General features: G+C 37.8%; 17 protein-coding genes. 11 read left to right on the forward strand and 6 right to left on the reverse strand.

The window, feature by feature from the left end:
- Positions 1-182: 182 nt before the first annotated feature.
- From Rain11_RS02965 to dapB, 11 genes are all read left to right on the forward strand, one after another.
- On the forward strand, positions 183-905 hold the full coding sequence (locus Rain11_RS02965; RefSeq protein ID WP_101357845.1) for a hypothetical protein: 723 nt from the start codon (positions 183-185) through the stop codon (positions 903-905).
- 18 nt (positions 906-923) lie between these two features.
- Positions 924-2,732: an OmpA family protein gene (locus Rain11_RS02970; RefSeq protein WP_101357846.1), complete on the forward strand. Its 1,809-nt coding sequence runs from the start codon at positions 924-926 to the stop codon at positions 2,730-2,732.
- A gap of 108 nt (positions 2,733-2,840) precedes the next feature.
- Positions 2,841-3,698: a substrate-binding domain-containing protein gene (locus Rain11_RS02975; RefSeq protein ID WP_101357847.1), complete on the forward strand. Its 858-nt coding sequence runs from the start codon at positions 2,841-2,843 to the stop codon at positions 3,696-3,698.
- 51 nt (positions 3,699-3,749) lie between these two features.
- Complete coding sequence (locus Rain11_RS02980) at positions 3,750-4,172, forward strand: hypothetical protein (RefSeq protein ID WP_133121480.1); 423 nt, start codon at positions 3,750-3,752, stop codon at positions 4,170-4,172.
- Between the two features lie 6 nt (positions 4,173-4,178).
- Positions 4,179-5,660 carry a GAF domain-containing protein gene (locus Rain11_RS02985; protein WP_101357849.1) on the forward strand — a complete coding sequence of 494 codons (1,482 nt, stop codon included), beginning with the start codon at positions 4,179-4,181 and terminating at the stop codon, positions 5,658-5,660.
- A 64-nt stretch (positions 5,661-5,724) separates the two neighbouring features.
- Positions 5,725-6,108, forward strand: coding sequence for a dihydroneopterin aldolase (gene folB, locus Rain11_RS02990; protein WP_101357850.1), 384 nt, complete (start codon positions 5,725-5,727; stop codon positions 6,106-6,108).
- A 116-nt stretch (positions 6,109-6,224) separates the two neighbouring features.
- The gene (gene infC, locus Rain11_RS02995) at positions 6,225-6,770 is read left to right on the forward strand and encodes a translation initiation factor IF-3 (RefSeq protein ID WP_101357851.1); all 546 of its coding nucleotides are present in this window, start codon (positions 6,225-6,227) and stop codon (positions 6,768-6,770) included.
- Between the two features lie 128 nt (positions 6,771-6,898).
- Entirely contained in the window at positions 6,899-8,131 is a 1,233-nt protein-coding gene (locus Rain11_RS03000) for a Glu/Leu/Phe/Val dehydrogenase dimerization domain-containing protein (protein ID WP_101357852.1), read from the forward strand.
- Between the two features lie 98 nt (positions 8,132-8,229).
- A complete protein-coding gene (locus tag Rain11_RS03005) occupies positions 8,230-9,525 on the forward strand; it encodes a citrate synthase (protein ID WP_101357853.1) in 1,296 nt (431 codons plus the stop codon).
- Between the two features lie 80 nt (positions 9,526-9,605).
- On the forward strand, positions 9,606-10,406 hold the full coding sequence (locus Rain11_RS03010) for a YwqG family protein (RefSeq protein WP_101357854.1): 801 nt from the start codon (positions 9,606-9,608) through the stop codon (positions 10,404-10,406).
- A 24-nt stretch (positions 10,407-10,430) separates the two neighbouring features.
- Positions 10,431-11,150: a 4-hydroxy-tetrahydrodipicolinate reductase gene (dapB, locus tag Rain11_RS03015; RefSeq protein ID WP_101357855.1), complete on the forward strand. Its 720-nt coding sequence runs from the start codon at positions 10,431-10,433 to the stop codon at positions 11,148-11,150.
- Here dapB and Rain11_RS03020 read toward each other — a convergent pair.
- From Rain11_RS03020 to Rain11_RS03045, 6 genes are all read right to left on the reverse strand, one after another.
- Entirely contained in the window at positions 11,142-12,500 is a 1,359-nt protein-coding gene (locus tag Rain11_RS03020) for an inorganic phosphate transporter (protein WP_317042740.1), read from the reverse strand. The two genes, dapB and Rain11_RS03020, sit on opposite strands and share 9 nt — an antisense overlap.
- A gap of 92 nt (positions 12,501-12,592) precedes the next feature.
- Entirely contained in the window at positions 12,593-15,718 is a 3,126-nt protein-coding gene (locus Rain11_RS03025; RefSeq protein ID WP_101357856.1) for an AAA family ATPase, read from the reverse strand.
- A gap of 6 nt (positions 15,719-15,724) precedes the next feature.
- Positions 15,725-16,348 carry a PDDEXK family nuclease gene (locus Rain11_RS03030; protein ID WP_101357857.1) on the reverse strand — a complete coding sequence of 208 codons (624 nt, stop codon included), beginning with the start codon at positions 16,346-16,348 and terminating at the stop codon, positions 15,725-15,727.
- Complete coding sequence (locus Rain11_RS03035) at positions 16,349-16,873, reverse strand: hypothetical protein (RefSeq protein WP_133121481.1); 525 nt, start codon at positions 16,871-16,873, stop codon at positions 16,349-16,351.
- A 14-nt stretch (positions 16,874-16,887) separates the two neighbouring features.
- Positions 16,888-18,261 carry a cystathionine beta-synthase gene (locus Rain11_RS03040; RefSeq protein ID WP_101357859.1) on the reverse strand — a complete coding sequence of 458 codons (1,374 nt, stop codon included), beginning with the start codon at positions 18,259-18,261 and terminating at the stop codon, positions 16,888-16,890.
- Between the two features lie 71 nt (positions 18,262-18,332).
- Positions 18,333-19,760: a DUF2254 domain-containing protein gene (locus tag Rain11_RS03045; protein ID WP_101357860.1), complete on the reverse strand. Its 1,428-nt coding sequence runs from the start codon at positions 19,758-19,760 to the stop codon at positions 18,333-18,335.
- Between the last annotated feature and the right edge of the window lie 19 nt (positions 19,761-19,779).

Here is a 19,779-nt window from a genome sequence, read left to right on the forward strand (position 1 = left end):
GGCATAAATTTTGTTTGCGATTAAAAAAGTTTATCATTTGAAGCATCTCTACTCTAAATTGTTTTACAAAGCACTATTCTGTAAATTCTATTTTGAGGCAATAGCAGGCAAGAACCTGTAAGTATTGTTATTCATTACATTTACTTTCTATAAAATAGTTTTCTAACAAAAATTGAACGTTTATGAAAAAGTGTTTTGCAATTCTATTGCTGACTGCAATAGGTTTTTGTGCCTCTGCTCAAGCTCCTCGTATTCATTTCAAGTATCCGTTGCGTGTTTTTAAGGCAGGAGAACACGAAATTTCTTGGAAAGTGGAAGGTTCTAAAATTAAGCGAGTGTATTTGGAAAGGTTTGTTCCACCCAACCAAACCGAAATGGTAGAAGATAATTTACCCTTTGAAGGAAGCCGTAAGGTATTTTTCAATAAAGGGGTTAAGTATAAAATTGTTGCTGAAACCAAAAAAGAGGTAAGACACATTATTTCACAAACCCGCTTTGAAGAGTTACAAATCCGAAAGTTTCAAGCTAATACAAAAACGATAAAAGAAGGCGAAGACGTAGAACTTTCTTGGGAAATCAGCCCTACTATTTTTTCAGAAGCTAATATTGTGAATGGAGATAAAGTAGTTGGTAAAAATTTGCCCGATAGTTACACCTTGAAAGTTCGTCCTGATACCAGTGGATATTACACACTTATTGCCTCTATCAAAAATACCGATATCAAACTTCGCGATAGTATTTGGATAGAAGTAAAACCTATTTTTTATTTTTCTGTACAACCTTTCGTAACCTCGCAAGATAGCTTACGATTGGAGTGGAAAATGAATAATTTGAAAAATATTCAAATTTATAGCACTAATACTTTGCTCAGCGAAGATGACCTGCAGAAAGCCTCTTTCCCCTAAAACTTTAAGAAAACCCTTTTGTTAGCGAATGTTCCTTCGCAAGGAGAAAAAATGCTCAAACCTCTCCAAAAGGGGCAAAAAGAAGCCTATTTTTTGCTAACTGCCGAAGATGCTAGTGGCAAGTTGTTCTTTTATCAAGTTAAAACTAGTTTGTTTGATATGACTTCTGAACCACTAGTAAGCAAGTCAGAAAATATTAACATCTCCTGCGAAGTAAATGGCAGACCTATCAAAGTTTATTACACCAAGTTTATTTTAGCCGAAGGCAGTATGGTAAATTTTTCTTGGAAGGTTCTGGGAGCAGAACAAGTAAAAATTTTGGATAATAGAGGAAAAGTCATTCGCTCTACTGATGAGGGTACGTTTCGTTTTACACTTTTAGCGTCTCAACAATTTGTAATCAAAGCTGAAAATGAAAATAACAAACAAATAAGAGTTCTAGATTTTCTTGTCAAATCTCGTAGTGCTTACATCAAAAATATCAAAGACATCAGCCAACTTTCTGCCAAAGATAAATTTAAAGTGGAAGTTATTGAAGTAAATCGGAAAAATTACCCTAGTGAAATAAAGCTCAAAGTAATCGCTTACGACAATGAAGGTAATTTTATTACGGGGCTGACCAAAAGCAAAAACAAATATTTCAAAAAACTTATTGAAAACGTTGAAGGCAAAAAGACAGAAATTAGCGGGTGGCAAGTACAAGAAATTTCAGAAGAATTGGGAAACGGATTGGCTTTAGGACTTTGCTCGGATTATAGTGGCTCTATGAGTGGTAAGCCCATTGAAACTATGGAAAAAGCCCTGAAAATCTTTCTTAATAGTAAATTCAAAATTGAAAAAGATTTGATTAGTATGACTAAATTTGATGATAATCTCAAAATAGTTGTTCCACCAACAGCAGATAATAGCAAAATTTTGCAAACCTATAAATTTGTAGGACTTGACAACTTTGGCGGTAGCACTGCTCTTTATGCGGGTATTGATGAAGCTATGAAAAGTTTGGATGGCATAAAAGACAAAGAAAAATACATTATTGTTTGCACCGATGGCTACGAAAACGCATCTTTTCAATATTTTGAAACGCACGCCTTCAATGCCCAACAAGTAGCCTTAAAGGCACGAGAAAAAGGTATCAAAATTATTACTATTGCTTTTGGAGAAGGTGCTAATGAACCTGCTCTAAGAGCTTTGGCATACTTAACAGATGGCTATTTTTACAACGTGTATGAGCCCGAAGACCTTATCGGAATATATCAAGAAATTCCTCGTTTATTCAGACACTATTATCTGATTACTTACAAGCCTGTACAGAAAGATGGTTTAAGAGAACTGAATCTGCAATATTTTAATAACGAAGAGGAAAAAACTACTACCAGACAAATTCAAATCGGAAATCGTTTCAATATTATAGATTTGGATACAGATGGTGGTATTTTTGTACGGGCAGGAGGAAATGCAGGGTCTTTATTCCCAGGTAAAAGAATGATTGTTAGCCCTCAGACCGTAGTAAATTTTGATTTCAACAAAGCAAACGTAGAAATCAAATATAGAGCAAATCTACAAAATTATTTGAATTACTTACGCAAAAATCCGAATGCTTGTTTTGCAATCTATGGGCATACCGACCTTGTAGGCGAAGCCAATAGCCAAGAAAAATTAGGCAATGATAGAGCCGAAGTCGTAAAAGCCTTTTTCATACAGAATGGAATCAGCGAAAACCGCCTGAAAGTTAAATCTTATGGAAAAACAATGCCTATTTGGGGCGTAGAAGATCACGCTTGGCAGGCTCGCGAAAACCGAAGGGTAGAAATAGCAATTTTTGAATAAAGTATCAAGGGCAATGCAAAATTGCCCTTTTTTATGGTTCAGTGCTTTTGCGAAAATCTTAACAAAAACCTATTTTTGTGGTTTTATTAGCCTAAAATCACAAAAACAATGATTGAGCTCAGAATCGGGGGAGTGCCTGAACATTTTAATTTGCCTTGGCGACTGGCGATTGAAGCGGGATTATTTGAAAAAGAAAACATCTTTTTGCGATGGATAGACCACGCAGGCGGCACAGGCTCAATGACCAAAGCCCTGCGAGAAAAAGAATTAGACTTAGCCATTTGCCTTACCGAGGGAATTGTAGCAGATATTGTGGCGGGCAATGGAGCAAAAATTGTTAAAATTTATGTCAAATCTCCGCTTACTTGGGGATTGTATGTAAAAAATCACAGCCTTTTTAGAAAAATTGCAGATTTAGAAAATAAACGCATTGGTATCAGTCGTTTGGGGTCGGGTTCACACCTGATGGCTTACGTAAAAGCCCGTGATTTGGGCTGGGATACAGAAAAAATGCAGTTCGTTGCCCTCAAAAATTTAGAGGGTATCCGAGCAGGTATTGCCCAAAACCAAGCCGATTGGTTTATGTGGGAAAAAGTAATGACACAACCTTATGTGGATAGCGGCGAATTGCGACTGATTGATACTTGTGTTACCCCTTGGTCTTGCTTTGTGTTGGTTGTCCGAAATGATATTTTACAAAAATGTTTGCCTTGTATTCAGAAAATTGCTCAAATCATCAATAATTATGTTCAGGATTTCAAACAACGCCCTCACATCATAGAACTGCTTGCAGAACGCTATCAGATAGATTTGGAAGATACAGCTCACTGGCTTCATCAAACGCATTGGGCTACGGATAATTTTGTTTCCCCCGAAATGATACAACAAGTCCAGCAAACACTTTTGGAATTGAAAATTATTCAGCAGATAAAACCTTACGAGCAAATTGTACAAGTTTTAGACTAAAAGCACTTGTTTTTGATTGATTTTTCTGTATTTTTGTCAAAAATCACAAATATGCCCAGCCTTACCCAACTCAATCAGGATTTAGCCGAACTGGTAGCCAAACGCATAGAGCTTTCGCAAATTAGCTACGATGATACCCGTTATGATAACATTGAAGAAGCTGTTCACCGATTAGAAGATACATTTCTTGCCAAATATGATGATTTTTTAGAAGATGTATTTTTGGATATTCACGATGAATATTGCCCTGAAACCGAAGTACTTTCGCCGCTTGCCTACATTGCTCGCAAATATGTGAAGACCCACAAAGGTTTTGATGTTGCAGAAAATCAAGGGGTTTGGGTAGAAATAGAAGAAGCTCCCGAAAAGGAAGCTCACTTGGTGCTATTACCCAACCCTTTGAGAGTAGAGCTAAACATTGGTAACTATAAAAAAATTGTTTGGCAAGCCGAAGCAGATACAACTAAACTATAAGGCTGTATGCTTAAAAATATTAAAATTCGTTACATAGCCTATTTTTTCGGAGCGGTGCTACTCTTGCTTGCTTTGATAAACTATTTAGTAGTAAGCACTTTTGCTATCAAACCTCAACAAACACAAATTATTGGCTATACCTTGCAAATTCGCGAAATAGCCAACCAAATGAAACTCACTTTGAGCATACTTTCTAATTTGGAGTTTTACAACGAAAAACTTGCTGATGACATTCGCCGATTGGAAGCCGCTTACAGCATACGCTTTGCAGTACTTGAAAACGGCGGGCAAGTAGAGCATAACAACCAAAAACTCAATATCCCCAAGCCCGACGAAAAAACTAAAATAATTCTGCAAAAAATCAGAACGCAATGGCAGGGCTACAGCAAAGATGTTACACTAATTTCTGATAAACTTACAGGAGGTAAAAGTACCGATACACTTAAATTAGACCAACAATTTGTAGCCGAAAAATATGCTCTTTTTGTTAATGCACACGACCAACTTACAGCTATCTATCAAGAAGGCTTGGAAACTCAATACAACCAACTACAATGGGCGTTTATTATTTTAGGACTGCTTAATTTTCTGACCGTAGCAGGAATTTATTACGTAGTACGAAACCTGATTTTAGTACCTATTCACGTAATTTCACAAAGTTCTCGCCAATTGGCTCGTGGTAATTTGGCAGAAAAAATCCCCTACGATGCCCGAAACGAAATTGGCTACATTGCCCGAAATATCAACGAACTCGCCGATATTTTACAAAGTGCTACGGAGTTTTCTCGTCAGATTGGTCAGGGTAATTTAAATGTAGAGTATAAAGGAGATTTGAGTATCTTGGAAAATAAAGAAAGTATTGTTTCGGCTTTGGAGCTAATGCGTAATCAATTGCGAGAAGTTGCTCAAAGAGAGTATCAAGACCGCTGGACAAGCGAAGGAGTAGCTCAATTTTCAGAGCTTTTGCGTAACTTGGACTACCGCCAAATAGACGAAATGTGCTATGAAGTTATTAAATTTGCTGTTACTTACATACAAGCTCATCAAGGTATTTTATTTGTACTTAATGATGATATTCCCAATATCAACGAACACTTTTTAGAACCCAAAGCCGCTTTTGCCGCCAACAAACGTAAAATTTTCAAAGAAAGACTTAAAATTGGCGAAACACTTATCGGGCAGGCTTTTGCAGATAAAGAAACCATTTTCCTTGACCAAGTACCTGATACGTACGAAAAAATTATGTCTGCCCTTGGCAATAGTACACCTCGCAATGTTCTTATTGTACCCATCATTTATCAAGAGCAAGCCGTAGGAGTTATGGAAATTCTATCTTTGGGTGAAATACCTCCTTACCGAGTTCGGTTTGCGGAACGTCTCGCTGAAATTTTTGCCTCAGCCCTTTCCAATGCCAAAACCTACGAAAAGAGCCAAAAACTTTTTGTGGAATCGCAAGAAGTAGAAAAACGTACAGCACGGCGAGGATAATAGATTGGGGGTCTCTATAATTTTCTCCTTATAGAAAGTCTTACTTAAAAATGTTTGAAGCGTAATGTATCAAGTATCTGTAATAAAGCAATTAGCTATAATTTCTTTGGAAGAAATGGAATTTTTTGCCTATCACGGGTTTTATGAAGAAGAGCAAAAAATTGGTAACAAATACAGCGTTGATGTGTATATTGAAGCAGATGTCAGCAAAGCAGTATATTCTGATAAACTTGCCGATACATTAAACTACGAAGCTGTTTATCAGATTGTTGCAGAAGAAATGCAGAAGCCTACCCGACTTTTAGAACATATCGCCCAGAGAATTATTGATAGCATTCTGCAACATTTTTCAATGGCTACGAAAGTGAGTGTTGCCGTTTCTAAATTCAACCCTCCCGTAGGAGGCGTATGCCGAAAAGCTAAAGTTTTTTTGCAAAAAAATAGATAATAAGCAGAGAAAATTAACTTAAACGACATTTTTGAAATACAACTTTTTGAAGCAGTTAGTTTTTTTCTTACATTTGTGCAATGTTTTTATGGTTTCACTAAAAAAAGGAGGTTACTATTAACAACAATGTACGCACACGGCAGGGTAAAGAGGAAGATACTCACCGTGTAAATGAGAAAATTCGGGTTCCCCAAGTACGTTTGGTGGGAGATAATGTAGAACAAGGCGTTTACGAAACCAAAGAAGCCTTGCGAATTGCCCAAGAATTGGGTCTGGATTTAGTAGAAATCAATGCAAAAGCCAATCCCCCTGTTTGTAAAGTCATTGATTATTCCAAATTCAAATACGAGCAGAAAAAGAAACAAAAAGAAATGAAAGCCAAAGCCCAAAAGACAGTAGTCAAGGAAATACGCTTTGGTCCTAATACAGATGAACACGATTTCAATTTCAAAGTAAAACACGCCGAAAATTTCCTGAAAGAAGGTTGTAAAGTACGAGCTTATGTGCAATTTGTAGGCAGAGCTATTGTGTTCAAAGAGCGAGGGGAGGAGATTTTGAAAAAATTTATAGAACTGCTCGACGAAGTAGGCAAAGTAGAACAGCCCTTACAAATGGAAGGCAAAAAAATGACCGTTTCACTGGTGCCTAAGCCTAAAAAATAAATTTTCTAATACAAATTGGTATTACACCTTGCAGAATAGCGAAAAGTACTGCAAGGTTCTTTTCTGTTTTTTTGGCAAAAATTCTGTAAAAACTTATTTTTAAGCCCTCACTAAACAACGCAAAAATTATGAAAGAGTTGCTCACCAAGTTTGAAAACAAACCTGCTGAAATTGTTTTTGAGTGGCACGATTCGGAAACGGAAGCCAAAGGCTGGATAGTGATAAATTCTTTGCGAGGCGGTGCCGCTGGCGGTGGTACGCGTATGCGTAAAGGACTTGACCGCCGCGAGGTAGAATCGCTTGCCAAAACAATGGAAATTAAATTCACCGTTTCGGGTCCGCCTATTGGCGGAGCAAAATCGGGTATAGATTTTGACCCCCAAGACCCCCGAAAGCACGAAGTCCTGAAACGTTGGTACAAAGTAGCCTTCGCTTTACTCAAAAATTATTATGGCACGGGTGGAGATTTGAATGTTGATGAGATTCACGAAGTAATACCTATTACTGAAGAATATGGCTTATGGCACCCCCAAGAAGGCATTGTGAATGGGCATTACAACCCCAGCAAACCTGAAAAAATCCGTAAAATAGGACAACTTCGGCAGGGTGTTTCTAAAATCATTGAAGATGCCCGCTACATTCCCGATGGGGCAAAACGCAAATACACCGTCGCCGATATGATTACCGGCTACGGCGTTGCCGAAGCTATCAGACATTTCTACACCCTTTGGGGCGGAGAGTTGAAAGGCAAAAGAGCCATTATACAGGGTTGGGGCAATGTTGGGGCTACTGCCGCCTTGTACCTTGCCAAAGAAGGAGCTAAAATCGTGGGGATTATTGATAGAGTAGGCGGACTGCTCAACCCCAACGGCTTTACCCTTGATGAAATCAAGAAACTTTTCGCAGATAGAAGCAGTAATTTTTTGGTTGCTGAAAAACTACTACCCTTTGAAGAAGTCAATCAACAAATTTGGTCAGTAGGAGCTGAGGTTTTCGTGCCTGCTGCCGCCTCGCGTCTGGTTACCCAGCAACAAGCCGAGCTACTTATTCAAAATGGCTTGGAAGTGGTTTCTTGTGGGGCAAATGTCCCTTTTGCCGACCCTGAAATTTTCTATGGGAAAATAGCCCAATTTGTAGATAGTAAGGTAGCTCTTATCCCCGATTTTGTCGCAAATTGTGGTATGGCTCGCACTTTTGCCTACCTAATGAGCGAAAAAGGCTCTAATATTACAGACCAAGCCATTTTCTCGGATATCTCAGAAACAATTTTTAACGCCTTGCAAAAAGTGCATCAGAGCAATACAGCCAAAACTTTGCTTTCTGAAAAAGCCTTTGAAATAGCTCTCAAACAATTGGTATAAAGTTTTTTTCACAAAAACACAAAACATTTTTTGCCAAATTGCATTTTATTTAATAGTATTGTTTGCCAAATTTTTTTTAACCTTTAACCAACAGTCGTATGTCCCAAGAGTTTGCAGAATTACACGTAGAAGGCAAAGTGTACAAATTGCCTGTGGTCAGAGGCACAGAAGGCGAAAAAGCCATTGATATTGCCAAATTACGCGACGAAAGTGGCTTTATTACCTTAGATACTGGTTACAAAAATACAGGTGCCACCAAAAGTGCCATTACCTTTTTAGACGGAGAAAATGGAATTTTACGCTACCGAGGCTATCCCATAGAGCAACTTGCCGAACATTCTACATTTTTGGAAGTTGCTTTTTTATTGATTTATGGCTATCTACCCAAAAAAGCAGAGCTAGATAAATTCATTCACGAAGTACGTACCCATACGATGGTGAATGAAGATATGCGTAAAATTTTTGATGGCTTCCCTGTCAATGCTCACCCAATGGGGGTTCTTTCAGCATTAGTTACCTCCCTTTCTGCCTTCTATCCGAAAGCTGTTGGCTTAGATATAGATAAAGAAAAGGAATATTTAGATTTAACCATCATTCGCATCATTGCTAAATTACCTACAATTGCCGCTTGGTCTTACAAAAATTCGCAGGGACACCCGCTCAACTATCCCAAAAATAGCCTCGACTATTGCTCCAATTTCTTGCATATGATGTTCAGCTTGCCTGTAGAACCTTACGAGGTAAATCCCGTAGTTGCGAGAGCTTTGGATAAACTGCTCATTCTACACGCCGACCACGAACAGAACTGCTCCGCTTCTACGGTACGTTTGGTAGGCTCTTCTCACGCAGGTTTGTACTCTTCTATTGCCGCAGGAATTGACGCTCTATGGGGTCCTTTGCACGGCGGAGCTAACCAAGAAGTAATTGAAATGTTGCAAGAAATTCACGATGCAGGAGGCAATGTGAAGCAATTTGTAGAAAAAGCCAAAGATAAAAATAGCGGTTTCAGACTAATGGGTTTTGGACATAGGGTGTATAAAAACTTTGACCCTCGTGCCAAAATCATCAAAAAAGCCGCTGATGATGTACTGAAAGCTCTCAACATCAACGACCCTCTCTTAGATATCGCCAAAGAACTTGAACACGCCGCTCTCAACGACCAATATTTCATTGATAGAAAACTCTACCCAAATGTAGATTTCTACTCAGGCATTATCTACAAAGCGATAGGTATTCCTATCAATATGTTTACGGTAATGTTCGCCTTGGGACGCCTACCCGGCTGGATTGCCCAATGGCTTGAAATGCGTAGAACCAAAGAACCTATCGGCAGACCTCGCCAAATTTACATCGGCGAAACGGCTCGCGATTATGTGCCCGTTGATAAGCGATAGAATTTTTCTTAAAAACCTTATGGGCGAAGCAAGCCTATAAGGTTTTTCTTTTCAAAAACTTCAAACCTCTTTTCTCTAATATGCCACTTGAATTTCCTGAAAAACTCAAACCTTTTGAGGATAAGCTCTTGCAAAGCCAAACCACTGCTATACAAATTATTATGAAAAATGGCTCTCAATTAGAGCCTTGGCAAAGCAAAATCGGAGGTATGCCGTTCTTACCTTTGGGGGTAGAATATCCCAAAGATACGCAAGGAAAATATATGTATTTGCTTGCTCAAATTAACTTTGAGGAAGTTCCTTCTGCCATTGAATTTTTGCCCCCAAAAGGCATTTTACAATTCTACATCGCCGATGAAGAGATGTATGGATTTAATTATCATAATCCAACTGCACAAGAAAATTTCAAAGTGCTATTCTTTCCTGATGTAGATTACCACAACTACCAAAGAGATTTGCCTCGTTTAGAAAAACCAGAATATTTGCCCATTTTTGAGCCTTTTAGTGCTGTGGCTCTCAATTTTCAGCCCCGCAAAGAATATATTGGTTTTTCAGATTACAGGATAATACAAACCTTGGGAGAAGCGTATGAGCAGTTTGAAAACATCTTGTACGAATATGGAGATGAATATTTGTGGTTTTCAAGAGAGTTTGATGCCCCTTTGGAAACAGAAAAAATAGGAGGATATGCCTCTTTTACCCAAGAAGACCCTCGCAAAACCAACGAAAACCTACAAAAATATGATTTCTTGCTCTTGCAACTTGGTAGCAACGATATTATGCAATGGGGCGATATGGGCGTAGCTAACTTTTTTATCAACTCTGAAAAACTGAAACAAAAGGATTTCTCCGACATTCTTTATACTTGGGATTGTGCTTAAAAACAAAACTTTTCTGCTGATTTTATGAGAATCGCTCTAATAGGTTATGGTAAAATGGGCAAGGAAATAGAAAAAATTGCCCTTGAACGTAGTCATAGTATATCTTTTAGAATTAACAAAGAAAACGCAAACGAAATTTTACAAATTTCACCCGAAAATACTGATGTAGCCATAGAATTTACAAGCCCCGAAAGTGCTTTTGAAAACCTTAAAAATTTGCTAACGCAAAGAGTTTCAGTAGTTTGTGGCACAACGGGTTGGCTTGCCAAGCAGAAAGAAATAGAAAATTTAGCCTTGCAAAATCAAGTTGCCTTTTTGTATGCTTCTAATTTCAGCTTGGGGGTAAATCTTTTTTTCAGGCTGAATGAATTGCTTGCCCAAATGATGAACAAGTATCCTAACTACAAATTGCTTTTAGAGGAAATTCACCATACAGAAAAGAAAGATGCTCCCAGCGGTACCTCTATAACATTAGCACAGGGCATTATGGAAAATTACCCTGCTAAAACTGCTTGGGTAAATGAGTTTTCAGAGAAAGACAATTTGGTGAGCATTGTTTCCAAAAGAGAACCTAACGTACCAGGGACGCATATCATTCGCTATCAGAATGAGATAGATTGCATAGAAATTCGCCACGAAGCCTATTCACGTAAAGGCTTTGCCTTAGGAGCAGTACTTGCGGCAGAGTTTATTACAGGCAAGAAAGGTATTTTTTCAATGAAAGACGTTTTGCAATTAGGTTAGCACAAAACGAAAAATATTAAAAAATATCATAGAAAGCCCAATAGATACGGGAAGCGTCAATAGCCACGCCAAAGCAATGCTTCTTACGGTAGCGGGTTGCAGATTCTTTACACCATTGGTAGAAATCATTGTACCTGCTACTCCTGATGATAGTATGTGGGTAGTGCTTACAGGCAAGCTGTAAATGAAAGAAGAAAAGCCAATAGTCATTGTGGCAATTAGTTCTGCTGAAGCCCCTTGGGCGTATGTAAGATGTTGCTTTCCTATTTTCTCGCCGATAGTTACCACTATTCTACGCCAGCCGACCATTGTGCCAATACCCAAACTCAATGCTATGGCTACAATTACCCAAGTAGGAGCAAAATCGGTAGTTTCCTTCTTGAAACTGGCAAGAACAGGCTTTACTTTTTTTTCCAAAGTAGGCTCTTTTTTGTAGCTCTCTTTCAATTTCTTTTCAATCTTAATGACGCTTTTGCGGATTTCTTTGCGTTCAGAGAGTTCTAATTTTTCTTTGGCAAGCAAAGTGTTCAATTTTTTTCGTTCTTCGGCTATGGGTTCAAAAGTGGCTTTGGGATAATCGCGAGCGATGATTTCTATTTTTTCCTCAAAAGTAGCGAATGCTTTTTGGTAATCTTGCACCGAATTAGCAGGATTGAGGGCATAATGAGCAGGCAGAATACCAATTAGCACGAGCATTAGTAAGCCAACTCCTTTTTGCCCATCATTGGAGCCGTGCGAAAAACTCACCCCCGAACAAGTCAGAATAAGTATGGCTCTTATCCAAGCAGGCGGAGGATTATCGCCATCGGGAGCTTCAAAAATTTTCTGATTTCTGACGGTTTTACGAAGTAAAGTCATCAGTATTGCGGCTAAACTCAGCCCTATCAAAGGAGAAAGCAAAAGCGAAAGACCCACTTCGGAGGCTTTACTCCAATTCACTCCGCCAACTCCCGAATAGGCAATACCCACTCCTAAAATAGCCCCAATGAGCGTATGCGAGCTTGATGAGGGAATGCCCAAATACCAAGTTCCAAAATTCCAAACAATTGCAGAGCAGAGCATAGCCAGCACCATTGCCATTCCGAGCCAAACATCATCTTGTAATAGAGCATCAGTAGGCAAAAGGTTGATAATACCTATCGCAACGCCTATGCCTCCAAAAAATACGCCTGCAAAGTTCAAGACACCCGAAAGCACAACTGCGGTGCGAGGAGGCAAGGTTTTTGTGTAAATTACCGTAGCTACGGCATTGGCGGTATCGTGAAAGCCATTGATAAACTCAAAGAAAAGCACCAACACTACACTGATAATAAGCAACACCAGTAAAGAAGTGGATAAAGTTTCCAGCATAGGGCTCGCATTTTGAATTTAGCCCCAAAGCTAACAAAAGATTTTGGCTTTTTTGAGTTAGAAAATAAGATAAATGAATTTTTAATGAAAATTTAATTTTCAGGTGCATTTTGGGTAAAATTTTGATAAGGTACAAGCACCTTGCTAAAGCCTTTTCCCGTTTTTTCTACGCTAATTTTTGTAAAAATTCGCTCTTTGATTTCAGCCAAATGCGAAATAAGAACAATTGTTTTGCCTGAGCTTTGCAATGTTTCCAAAACACTAATAGCTGTATCCAAGGTATTGGCGTCCAATGTTCCAAAGCCTTCGTCAATGAAAAGCATACCAATTTCTACATTTCGGCTTGCCATATCTGCCAGCCCCAACGAAAGAGCTAAACTTACTAAGAAAGTTTCGCCTCCTGAAAGCGTACTTACTTCCCGAATAGTATCTGCCTGAAACCTATCTACAATACACAAACTTAACTCTTTTTCTCTATCATCTTTTTGCAGTGCGTAACGCTCCGAAAGATTTTGCAAATGCCTGTTGGCTCTTTGAATGAGTTGCTCCAAAGTAATATTTTGGGCAATACGGGCAAATTTATCTTGGGGGTTGGCAATTAAATCCGACAACTTTTTCCATTTATTTACAATAACCTCCTGATTTTCAATATTTTTTTGTAATTCCTGATATTTTTTTAAGTCTTTTTCGTTGCTCTCCAATTTTTCTCTGATACTCCCTAACCTTTGCTGATTTTCGCTTCTTTTTTGTTCAAGAGCCTGTTTTTTACCCTCCAGCTCTTGCCAACTTACCTTAGCAGGTACTTTCTCACGCAAATTTTCTTGTTCTTTAATTTTTTCAGCAAGTAAAGATTGATTTTCTGTACATTTTTTCTTGTAATTTTCTATTTCGGTTTTATAGTTTTTGATAGTTTTTTCATCTAAAATTTTACTTTGCAGTTCGTCTATGTTTTGCAAACCTATTTCTTGTATAGCCTTTTCCAAAACTAACTGCTCACTGCTTATTTTTTTGCTCAAATTTTCCAAATCTGTCTCTATTTGCTTTTTTTGAGCTTCAAAAGCTGTTAGCAGGTTCAGATGTTGTTGGAGTATTTCTTGGGTTTTGCTCAATTCTTGCTCCAAATGCTCTTGATGTCTTTTAAGCTCTTCTTGAAATTCCTGATAGCTTCTGAACTGAATTTCAGGTACGATTTGCCTACACTCATTTTCTGCATTTTGGTATTTTAGTTCAGCTTCTTGCAAGCGTTTGTTCAAATTTTCAAGCTCCAAGTTTTTTTGCAAAAGCTTATTTTCAATTCCTAAAATATGTTGCTCCGTTTTCAGGTGACTGTATTCAGTTTGCAATGCTCGCAATTTCTGCCTCTCTTTTTTTTGATTTTCAACTTTTTCTTCCTTCGTTATGATAAGTTCTGTGATATTTTGCTGATTGATGTTTTCGTTTTCTAAATTTTTGCTTTTCTGTTGAATTTCTGTTTGAAGTTCTTTCAAATCTTTTTTCAAACGTTCTACGAGCGTACTTAAAGTTTGAGCTTGGTTTTGAAGTATCTTTTCTTGTAGCTCTTTAAGCAATCGTTCGCTTTCTTTCAAGTTTTTTTCAGTTTCTGATTCTGAAAGCTCAAAAGTTATATTTTGAGCAAAAGGGTGATGTGTAGAGCCACACAAAGGACATTCTTTACCTTCTTGAAGTTCCTTTCGCAATTCTGAAAGTTCTTTTTTTTGTTTTTCAAATATTACTTTTTCCTGATAAAGTGCTTTTTTTTCTTCTGAAAATTGAATTTGGGTTTGTAGCTCTATAAGCTCCTTTTGGGCGTTTTGAAGTTCTTTCTTCTTTACTTGCAATTCTTGCAAAAGAGAACTTTCTTTTTCTTGTAGTTTTTTTAGGCTTTCTAGTTCGTTGATTATCTTTTGTTCTTTTTCAATTTTCTGATTCAATTCATTTTCTGAAGCCTTTTCCAAAATTTGCTCCAATTCATTTATTCTTTGCTCAACTATCTGGCTTTTTTCTTGATTTTCGGTAACATTTTGGCTTTCTTGCCACTTTATTTTTGCCCGATAAATAGCCATTTTAATGTCTTGTTCAAGTCTTTGCAGATACTCTTGCTCTCGCTCTTTTTCTTCGCTTAAACTCTGAATTTGGCTTTGGGCAGGAATAATTTCCTCTTGGATAATTTCAATTACTTTTTCTTTTATCGAACTAAAATTTTTCAGCTCAGCTTCTTTTTGTTCCAAATTAGCTTTTTCTTGGTCTATGATTTTCTGCTTTTTTTGAATATCCTCATCAATTTTAGTAATTTCTGATTTCTTGCATTCAAAATCAGTTTGATAGCCCTCCAATAGCCCAAATTGATGATGCAAAGGCAAAGTTTTTTCGTGCCAGTTGCAAAGTTCCTCTAATTTTTGGATAGAAACCTTTTTGGCTTGTAACTGCTCTTCTTGCTTTTGTAAATCTGAAATCTGATTAGAAACTTGCTCTAATTGCTTGCAAAGCTGTATTTTTTCAGCTATTTCTTTTATTTCTACCTCTAAATTTCTGTTTTCAGTTTCAAGTTCTTTTTGCTGATTTTGATAGCCTTGAACTTCTGTTTCATTCAAAAAATTGATATGCTGACGCTGTGTCTGCAAATTTTCTAATGTCTGCCTCTCATTTTTATGCCGTTCAAAGGTTTCCATTGAAATTTGCCTATAAATTTGAGTATTGGTAATTTTTTCTAAAATAGCGGCTTTATCTTTGGGGGCAGATTTCAGAAATTTAGCAAATTCGCCTTGAGCAAGCATCACAGAGCGAGTAAATTGCTCAAAATCTAATTTCAGAACCTTCTGGATTGCCTCTTGGGCTTTTTCTTTCGAATTTTTTTGCTTAATGCTTTGGGATTCGTCCTGATGGTCAGTAAACCACATTTCCGTTTCATATTTATCTTTTTTCCTCTTCACATTCCATTGTGCAGTATAGATTTTTTCATTCACTTCAAATTTCACGGAAACATAAGCCTCTTTTTCATCTGTGGAAATGACTTTTTCAGCAATTTTTTGGGCTCCGTGTCGGTTGGTTCTTTCAAATAAAGCCAAAGTAATAGCATCAAGAATGGTAGTTTTTCCTGCTCCTGTATCACCTGTAAGCAGTATTAGCCCTGCACTTTTAAGCGGCTCTTGGGTAAAATCTATGAAATGCTTGCCTCGCAAAGACTGAATATTGTAGATTTCCACAGAAAGAATTTTCATATTTTTTCAGTTTAGCTCGTTTAGGTATGTATCTCGGTATCGGTTTTCAAACATTTTTTGGGCTTCTCGGCTATTCCACATTTTGGGAAACAAAGTAAGATGAGGCAAATTTTTAGCAATTTCATTCAAATTTTCATCTTTTACAAGTTTAGCAAGCGTTTGGGCAATAAATCCGCAACATTGCAAAGGTTCTCGGATAACTTGCTCTTCGGCAAAACGAATTACAATCCAGCCTTTTTCTACAAAAAAGGCATTTCGGGGTTCATCAGAGCCAATGGTATGAATAGACTTTCCACGAAAGCCGTAGGGTTCATCAATTTCAATATCTACAAAAAGATTATGCTTCCGGTTAATGAGAGCAAAATCAGGAAAATAAAAATTTTCCCCAATACGCAAAGCTACATCAGTGTAAATTTGCTTGGGGAAATATTTTTGCAAATATTTTTGAAAGTACGCTTCGCTTTTGCCTTTATTTTCATTTTTCGCCTCCTCGGGCAGTTGAGGATTAGAAAAATTGCCTACATATACCAACGGGTAGCTTCTTGAAGCAGAGGAAGGCTTCTTTTCCGAAATATTTTTAGAAAAGAATAATGCTACAAGAAGCAACCCGACTATGATAGCTATAAGCATTTACTCTATTAGAATACGAGCTTGCGAAGTTTTATTACTCTTAATAAGTTTAATTTTGTATCCCTTCTGCGATTGCCAAACTTGCATTGTATCATTACTTTGTTTGGCATTGCCATAACGCAAATTGTAATAAGTTGTAAAGTCTTGAATAAAACTTTCCACACCATTTACAATTGCAAGCACTTCAAAAGATTTTACTTTTTGTTTCTCATCATAACGATAGGTTACATCAACCATATCCTCATCTACATCAAAGCTGTAAGTAATATAGCGTTGAGCGGTATTTTCCTCCAAGAGCTTGGTTTTCTCTTTCGCTTTGATAGTATCCAGCGGTGTTCCAAGCTCAAAACCTCGCAAAACGCCATCTTTCTTTTTGTTCATTACAATTTTTACCCACTCGCCCAAAGTATCCAGAGGTACATTCGTTTCTTGGAATTCTACTTTGGCTTCGGTGGTCTTTTCTTTTTTTTCACAAGCAAATAAAGAAATCATCACCAAAAAGAATGAAGCGATTTTTAAGTACATAATTTTAGAAAAATTTATGCTGTTGTCATAGCTGCCAGTAAATCCGCTTGGGTAATGATATGCACTTTATTCTCCTCATCACGAACTAAAAGAGCCTTGTTATCTTTATCAATCAGTGAAGCAAGTACATCGAGCGAATTATCTAGCCCTACAAATTTGAATGGTGGATTCATTACATCTCTCACAGGAGCATCTTTGATATCGGGCTTTTCAATGAGTTGCTCTAAAATTTTAGAATCCACCAAACTGCCTACAATATGTTCGCCTTCGGTTACGGGTACTTGCGAAATGCCCTCTTTGGTAAGAATACGAATAGCTTGGGCTACGGTTTGGTTTGCCTCAATGGTAAGCAGTTTATCTTTGCCATTGCGACTTTTGATAATATCGCGAGCCGTGGCAAATTCAGCTTCCAAAAAGCCGTGATTTTTCATCCATTCATCGTTGTAGATTTTATTGAGGTAACGCGTACCGTGGTCGGGTAAGATAATTACCATTACATCATTATCTTTCAGATGCTCGCGAGCATATTCCAAAGCCCCATACACAGCCGCACCACAAGACCAACCCACAAAAAGCCCTTCTTCGCGTGCCAAACGGCGAGTCATCAGAGCGGCATCCTTATCTGTTACTTTAATGAAAAGGTCAATTAAATTAAAATCAACATTTTTCGGCAAAATATCCTCTCCAATACCTTCGGTAAGATAGGGGTAAATCTCATTTTCATCAAAAATGCCTGTTTCTTTGTATTTCTTGAAAACCGAGCCATAGGTATCAATGCCCAAAGTAAAAACATTAGGCTTGCGTTCTTTCAGATATTTAGAAACGCCACAGATAGTTCCGCCCGTACCAACACCTGCGGCGTAATGCGTAATTTTGCCTTCGGTTTGTTTCCAAATTTCGGGTCCTGTGGTTTCGTAATGAGCGGCAGTATTGGAAAGATTATCGTACTGATTGGGATAAAAGGAGTTCGGGATTTCTTTGTTGAGACGTTTAGCCACTGAATAATAAGAGCGAGGATCATCGGGTTCTACATTAGTAGGGCAAACTACTACTTCTGCCCCTAAAGCCTTCAAGATATTGATTTTTTCTTGCGATTGCTTATCCGACATTGTAAAAATACATTTGTAGCCTTTGGCAATAGCCGTAAGAGCAAGCCCCATACCTGTATTACCCGAAGTGCCTTCAATGATAGTGCCACCCGGCTTCAAAATTCCTGCTTTTTCAGCATCTTCAATCATTTTTATTCCGATGCGGTCTTTTACCGAGTTTCCTGGGTTAAAATACTCCACTTTTACCAAAATAGTTCCTTTGATGTTTTTGGTAACCTTGTTGAGCTTTACAAGGGGCGTATTGCCAATGGTTTCAACAATAGAGTTGTAATATTGCATAACAAAAAAATTTGCGTTGATAAGTTAAGCAAAGGTACGAATAAAAACAAAATTTTCAAAATACAGCCCAATTAGTTGTTTTGAATATCACTGATGGCTTTTTCACATTGAGCGTACAGGTTTTGTAAATCTTGAATGTAAGGGTAATGCTTTTGTAAAAGGACTTCCTCGTACTGCTTTTGTAGAGCTCTGATGCTTCTTTGTAAAATTTTGAACACACGGATAAGTTGCTCTTGCGTGTATACGCGTGATATGCTTTCGTTGCGGTACTGATGATGGAAATCATTGCCAATTTCTAAAATTTCTTCGGTAAGAACATCTAAATGCTCTTTTTTTAGTGCAAAACTTACTACTTGCGAGATAGTATTGATAAGCCGAGCCGTAACGGCAAAATCATTTCTGCCGTAATGATAGATTTGGTCAAAGGCTTGATTGATGATGCGGTCAAAACTTGCTTCGTTGAGATACACGTTAGCAGTTTTCCATTTCGTAAAGCCTACCGAAGGCATATTGGCTTGTAAAATTTCACGTACAATCTCGCCAAGGTAGTCTATGCAATTGATAGCCGTTGTGGGGTCATTGACGGCAGGAGAAATAGCTTTCAAAGCAATATCAACTAACTGCCTTACTCCAAAATGGATATCTTGATGATAGCTTCGGAACTTGCCAATTTCAAATTGCTTGGCTATTTTGCTGACAATATTTGCTTGATTAGCACTATTTTCTCTGAAAGCTACCAGTGCCATAGGTGTATTTCTTGAAATATAACTGCCTACATCATTGACCTGCTCAATGAATTCTATTTCATTGTGCATTTTAGAGATATTGATAAGTTTTTCAATATTTACAGAACGCAAGTAGCCAAAGTTGTTGCTTATTACAGCAATTTTGTTGGGGTGAGAAGGTCTTTTGCCTATCTCTTCCTGATGCACCCAGTATTTTTTAGCATTATGCACTTCTGAAATGGTGTGTAAAGCAATTTTTCGGGTAATGGAAGCCGCATTGATGCTTTCGGCAATCGTGATAATAAAATGAGGAAGCAGACCCCCTATCAAAAAAATACAGCCATAGATGGCTAAATTCAGGATAGGCTTCATTGAATTAGGCACCTCATTTTGCTCGGCAGGAATAGCATCAATGAGCCAAAACTTCAAAAGCAAACAAAAAACCACCCAACCCAAAAAAATACCCAAAGTGATTTGATTATAGAGGTTATGAGATAGAAAATAGCGTAAAATTCTTGGTGAAAATTGCGTAGAAGCAAGTTGCAGAGCTACAATCGTAATAGAATATACAGTAGCAACGATGCTTGCAAGTAAGCTGGAAAGTAGGTTGATAGCGTCTATGTAACCTGCTTTATCTGTTTTGATAAGAAAATTAGATTTCGTGGTAAAAGTTAGAATGATAACAAACAATACGATACCACCAATTACAGCAAAAGAATGGCTACGCAAGAGCCGCAGAGCATCTTTCAACTCTTCTTTATGTTTTACTTGCATAGTGAGTGCTTTTAGCTAC

It is taken from the genome of Raineya orbicola (genome assembly GCF_002843425.1).
GTDB lineage: Bacteria > Bacteroidota > Bacteroidia > Cytophagales > Thermonemataceae > Raineya > Raineya orbicola.

Excerpts from the sequence above, each read along its gene's own strand:
- Rain11_RS02985 (WP_101357849.1), top strand. The coding sequence starts at position 4,179 with ATGCTTAAAAATATTAAAATTCGTTACATAGCCTATTTTTTCGGAGCG.
- Rain11_RS03040 (WP_101357859.1), bottom strand. The coding sequence starts at position 18,261 with ATGCAATATTACAACTCTATTGTTGAAACCATTGGCAATACGCCCCTT.
- Rain11_RS03000 (WP_101357852.1), top strand. The coding sequence starts at position 6,899 with ATGAAAGAGTTGCTCACCAAGTTTGAAAACAAACCTGCTGAAATTGTT.
- Rain11_RS03045 (WP_101357860.1), bottom strand. The coding sequence starts at position 19,760 with ATGCAAGTAAAACATAAAGAAGAGTTGAAAGATGCTCTGCGGCTCTTG.
- folB (WP_101357850.1), top strand. The coding sequence starts at position 5,725 with ATGTATCAAGTATCTGTAATAAAGCAATTAGCTATAATTTCTTTGGAA.
- Rain11_RS03010 (WP_101357854.1), top strand. The coding sequence starts at position 9,606 with ATGCCACTTGAATTTCCTGAAAAACTCAAACCTTTTGAGGATAAGCTC.
- Rain11_RS03025 (WP_101357856.1), bottom strand. The coding sequence starts at position 15,718 with ATGAAAATTCTTTCTGTGGAAATCTACAATATTCAGTCTTTGCGAGGC.
- Rain11_RS02975 (WP_101357847.1), top strand. The coding sequence starts at position 2,841 with ATGATTGAGCTCAGAATCGGGGGAGTGCCTGAACATTTTAATTTGCCT.
- Rain11_RS03005 (WP_101357853.1), top strand. The coding sequence starts at position 8,230 with ATGTCCCAAGAGTTTGCAGAATTACACGTAGAAGGCAAAGTGTACAAA.
- Rain11_RS03020 (WP_317042740.1), bottom strand. The coding sequence starts at position 12,500 with ATGCTGGAAACTTTATCCACTTCTTTACTGGTGTTGCTTATTATCAGT.
- Rain11_RS03035 (WP_133121481.1), bottom strand. The coding sequence starts at position 16,873 with ATGTACTTAAAAATCGCTTCATTCTTTTTGGTGATGATTTCTTTATTT.
- Rain11_RS03030 (WP_101357857.1), bottom strand. The coding sequence starts at position 16,348 with ATGCTTATAGCTATCATAGTCGGGTTGCTTCTTGTAGCATTATTCTTT.
- Rain11_RS02980 (WP_133121480.1), top strand. The coding sequence starts at position 3,750 with ATGCCCAGCCTTACCCAACTCAATCAGGATTTAGCCGAACTGGTAGCC.
- Rain11_RS02965 (WP_101357845.1), top strand. The coding sequence starts at position 183 with ATGAAAAAGTGTTTTGCAATTCTATTGCTGACTGCAATAGGTTTTTGT.
- dapB (WP_101357855.1), top strand. The coding sequence starts at position 10,431 with ATGAGAATCGCTCTAATAGGTTATGGTAAAATGGGCAAGGAAATAGAA.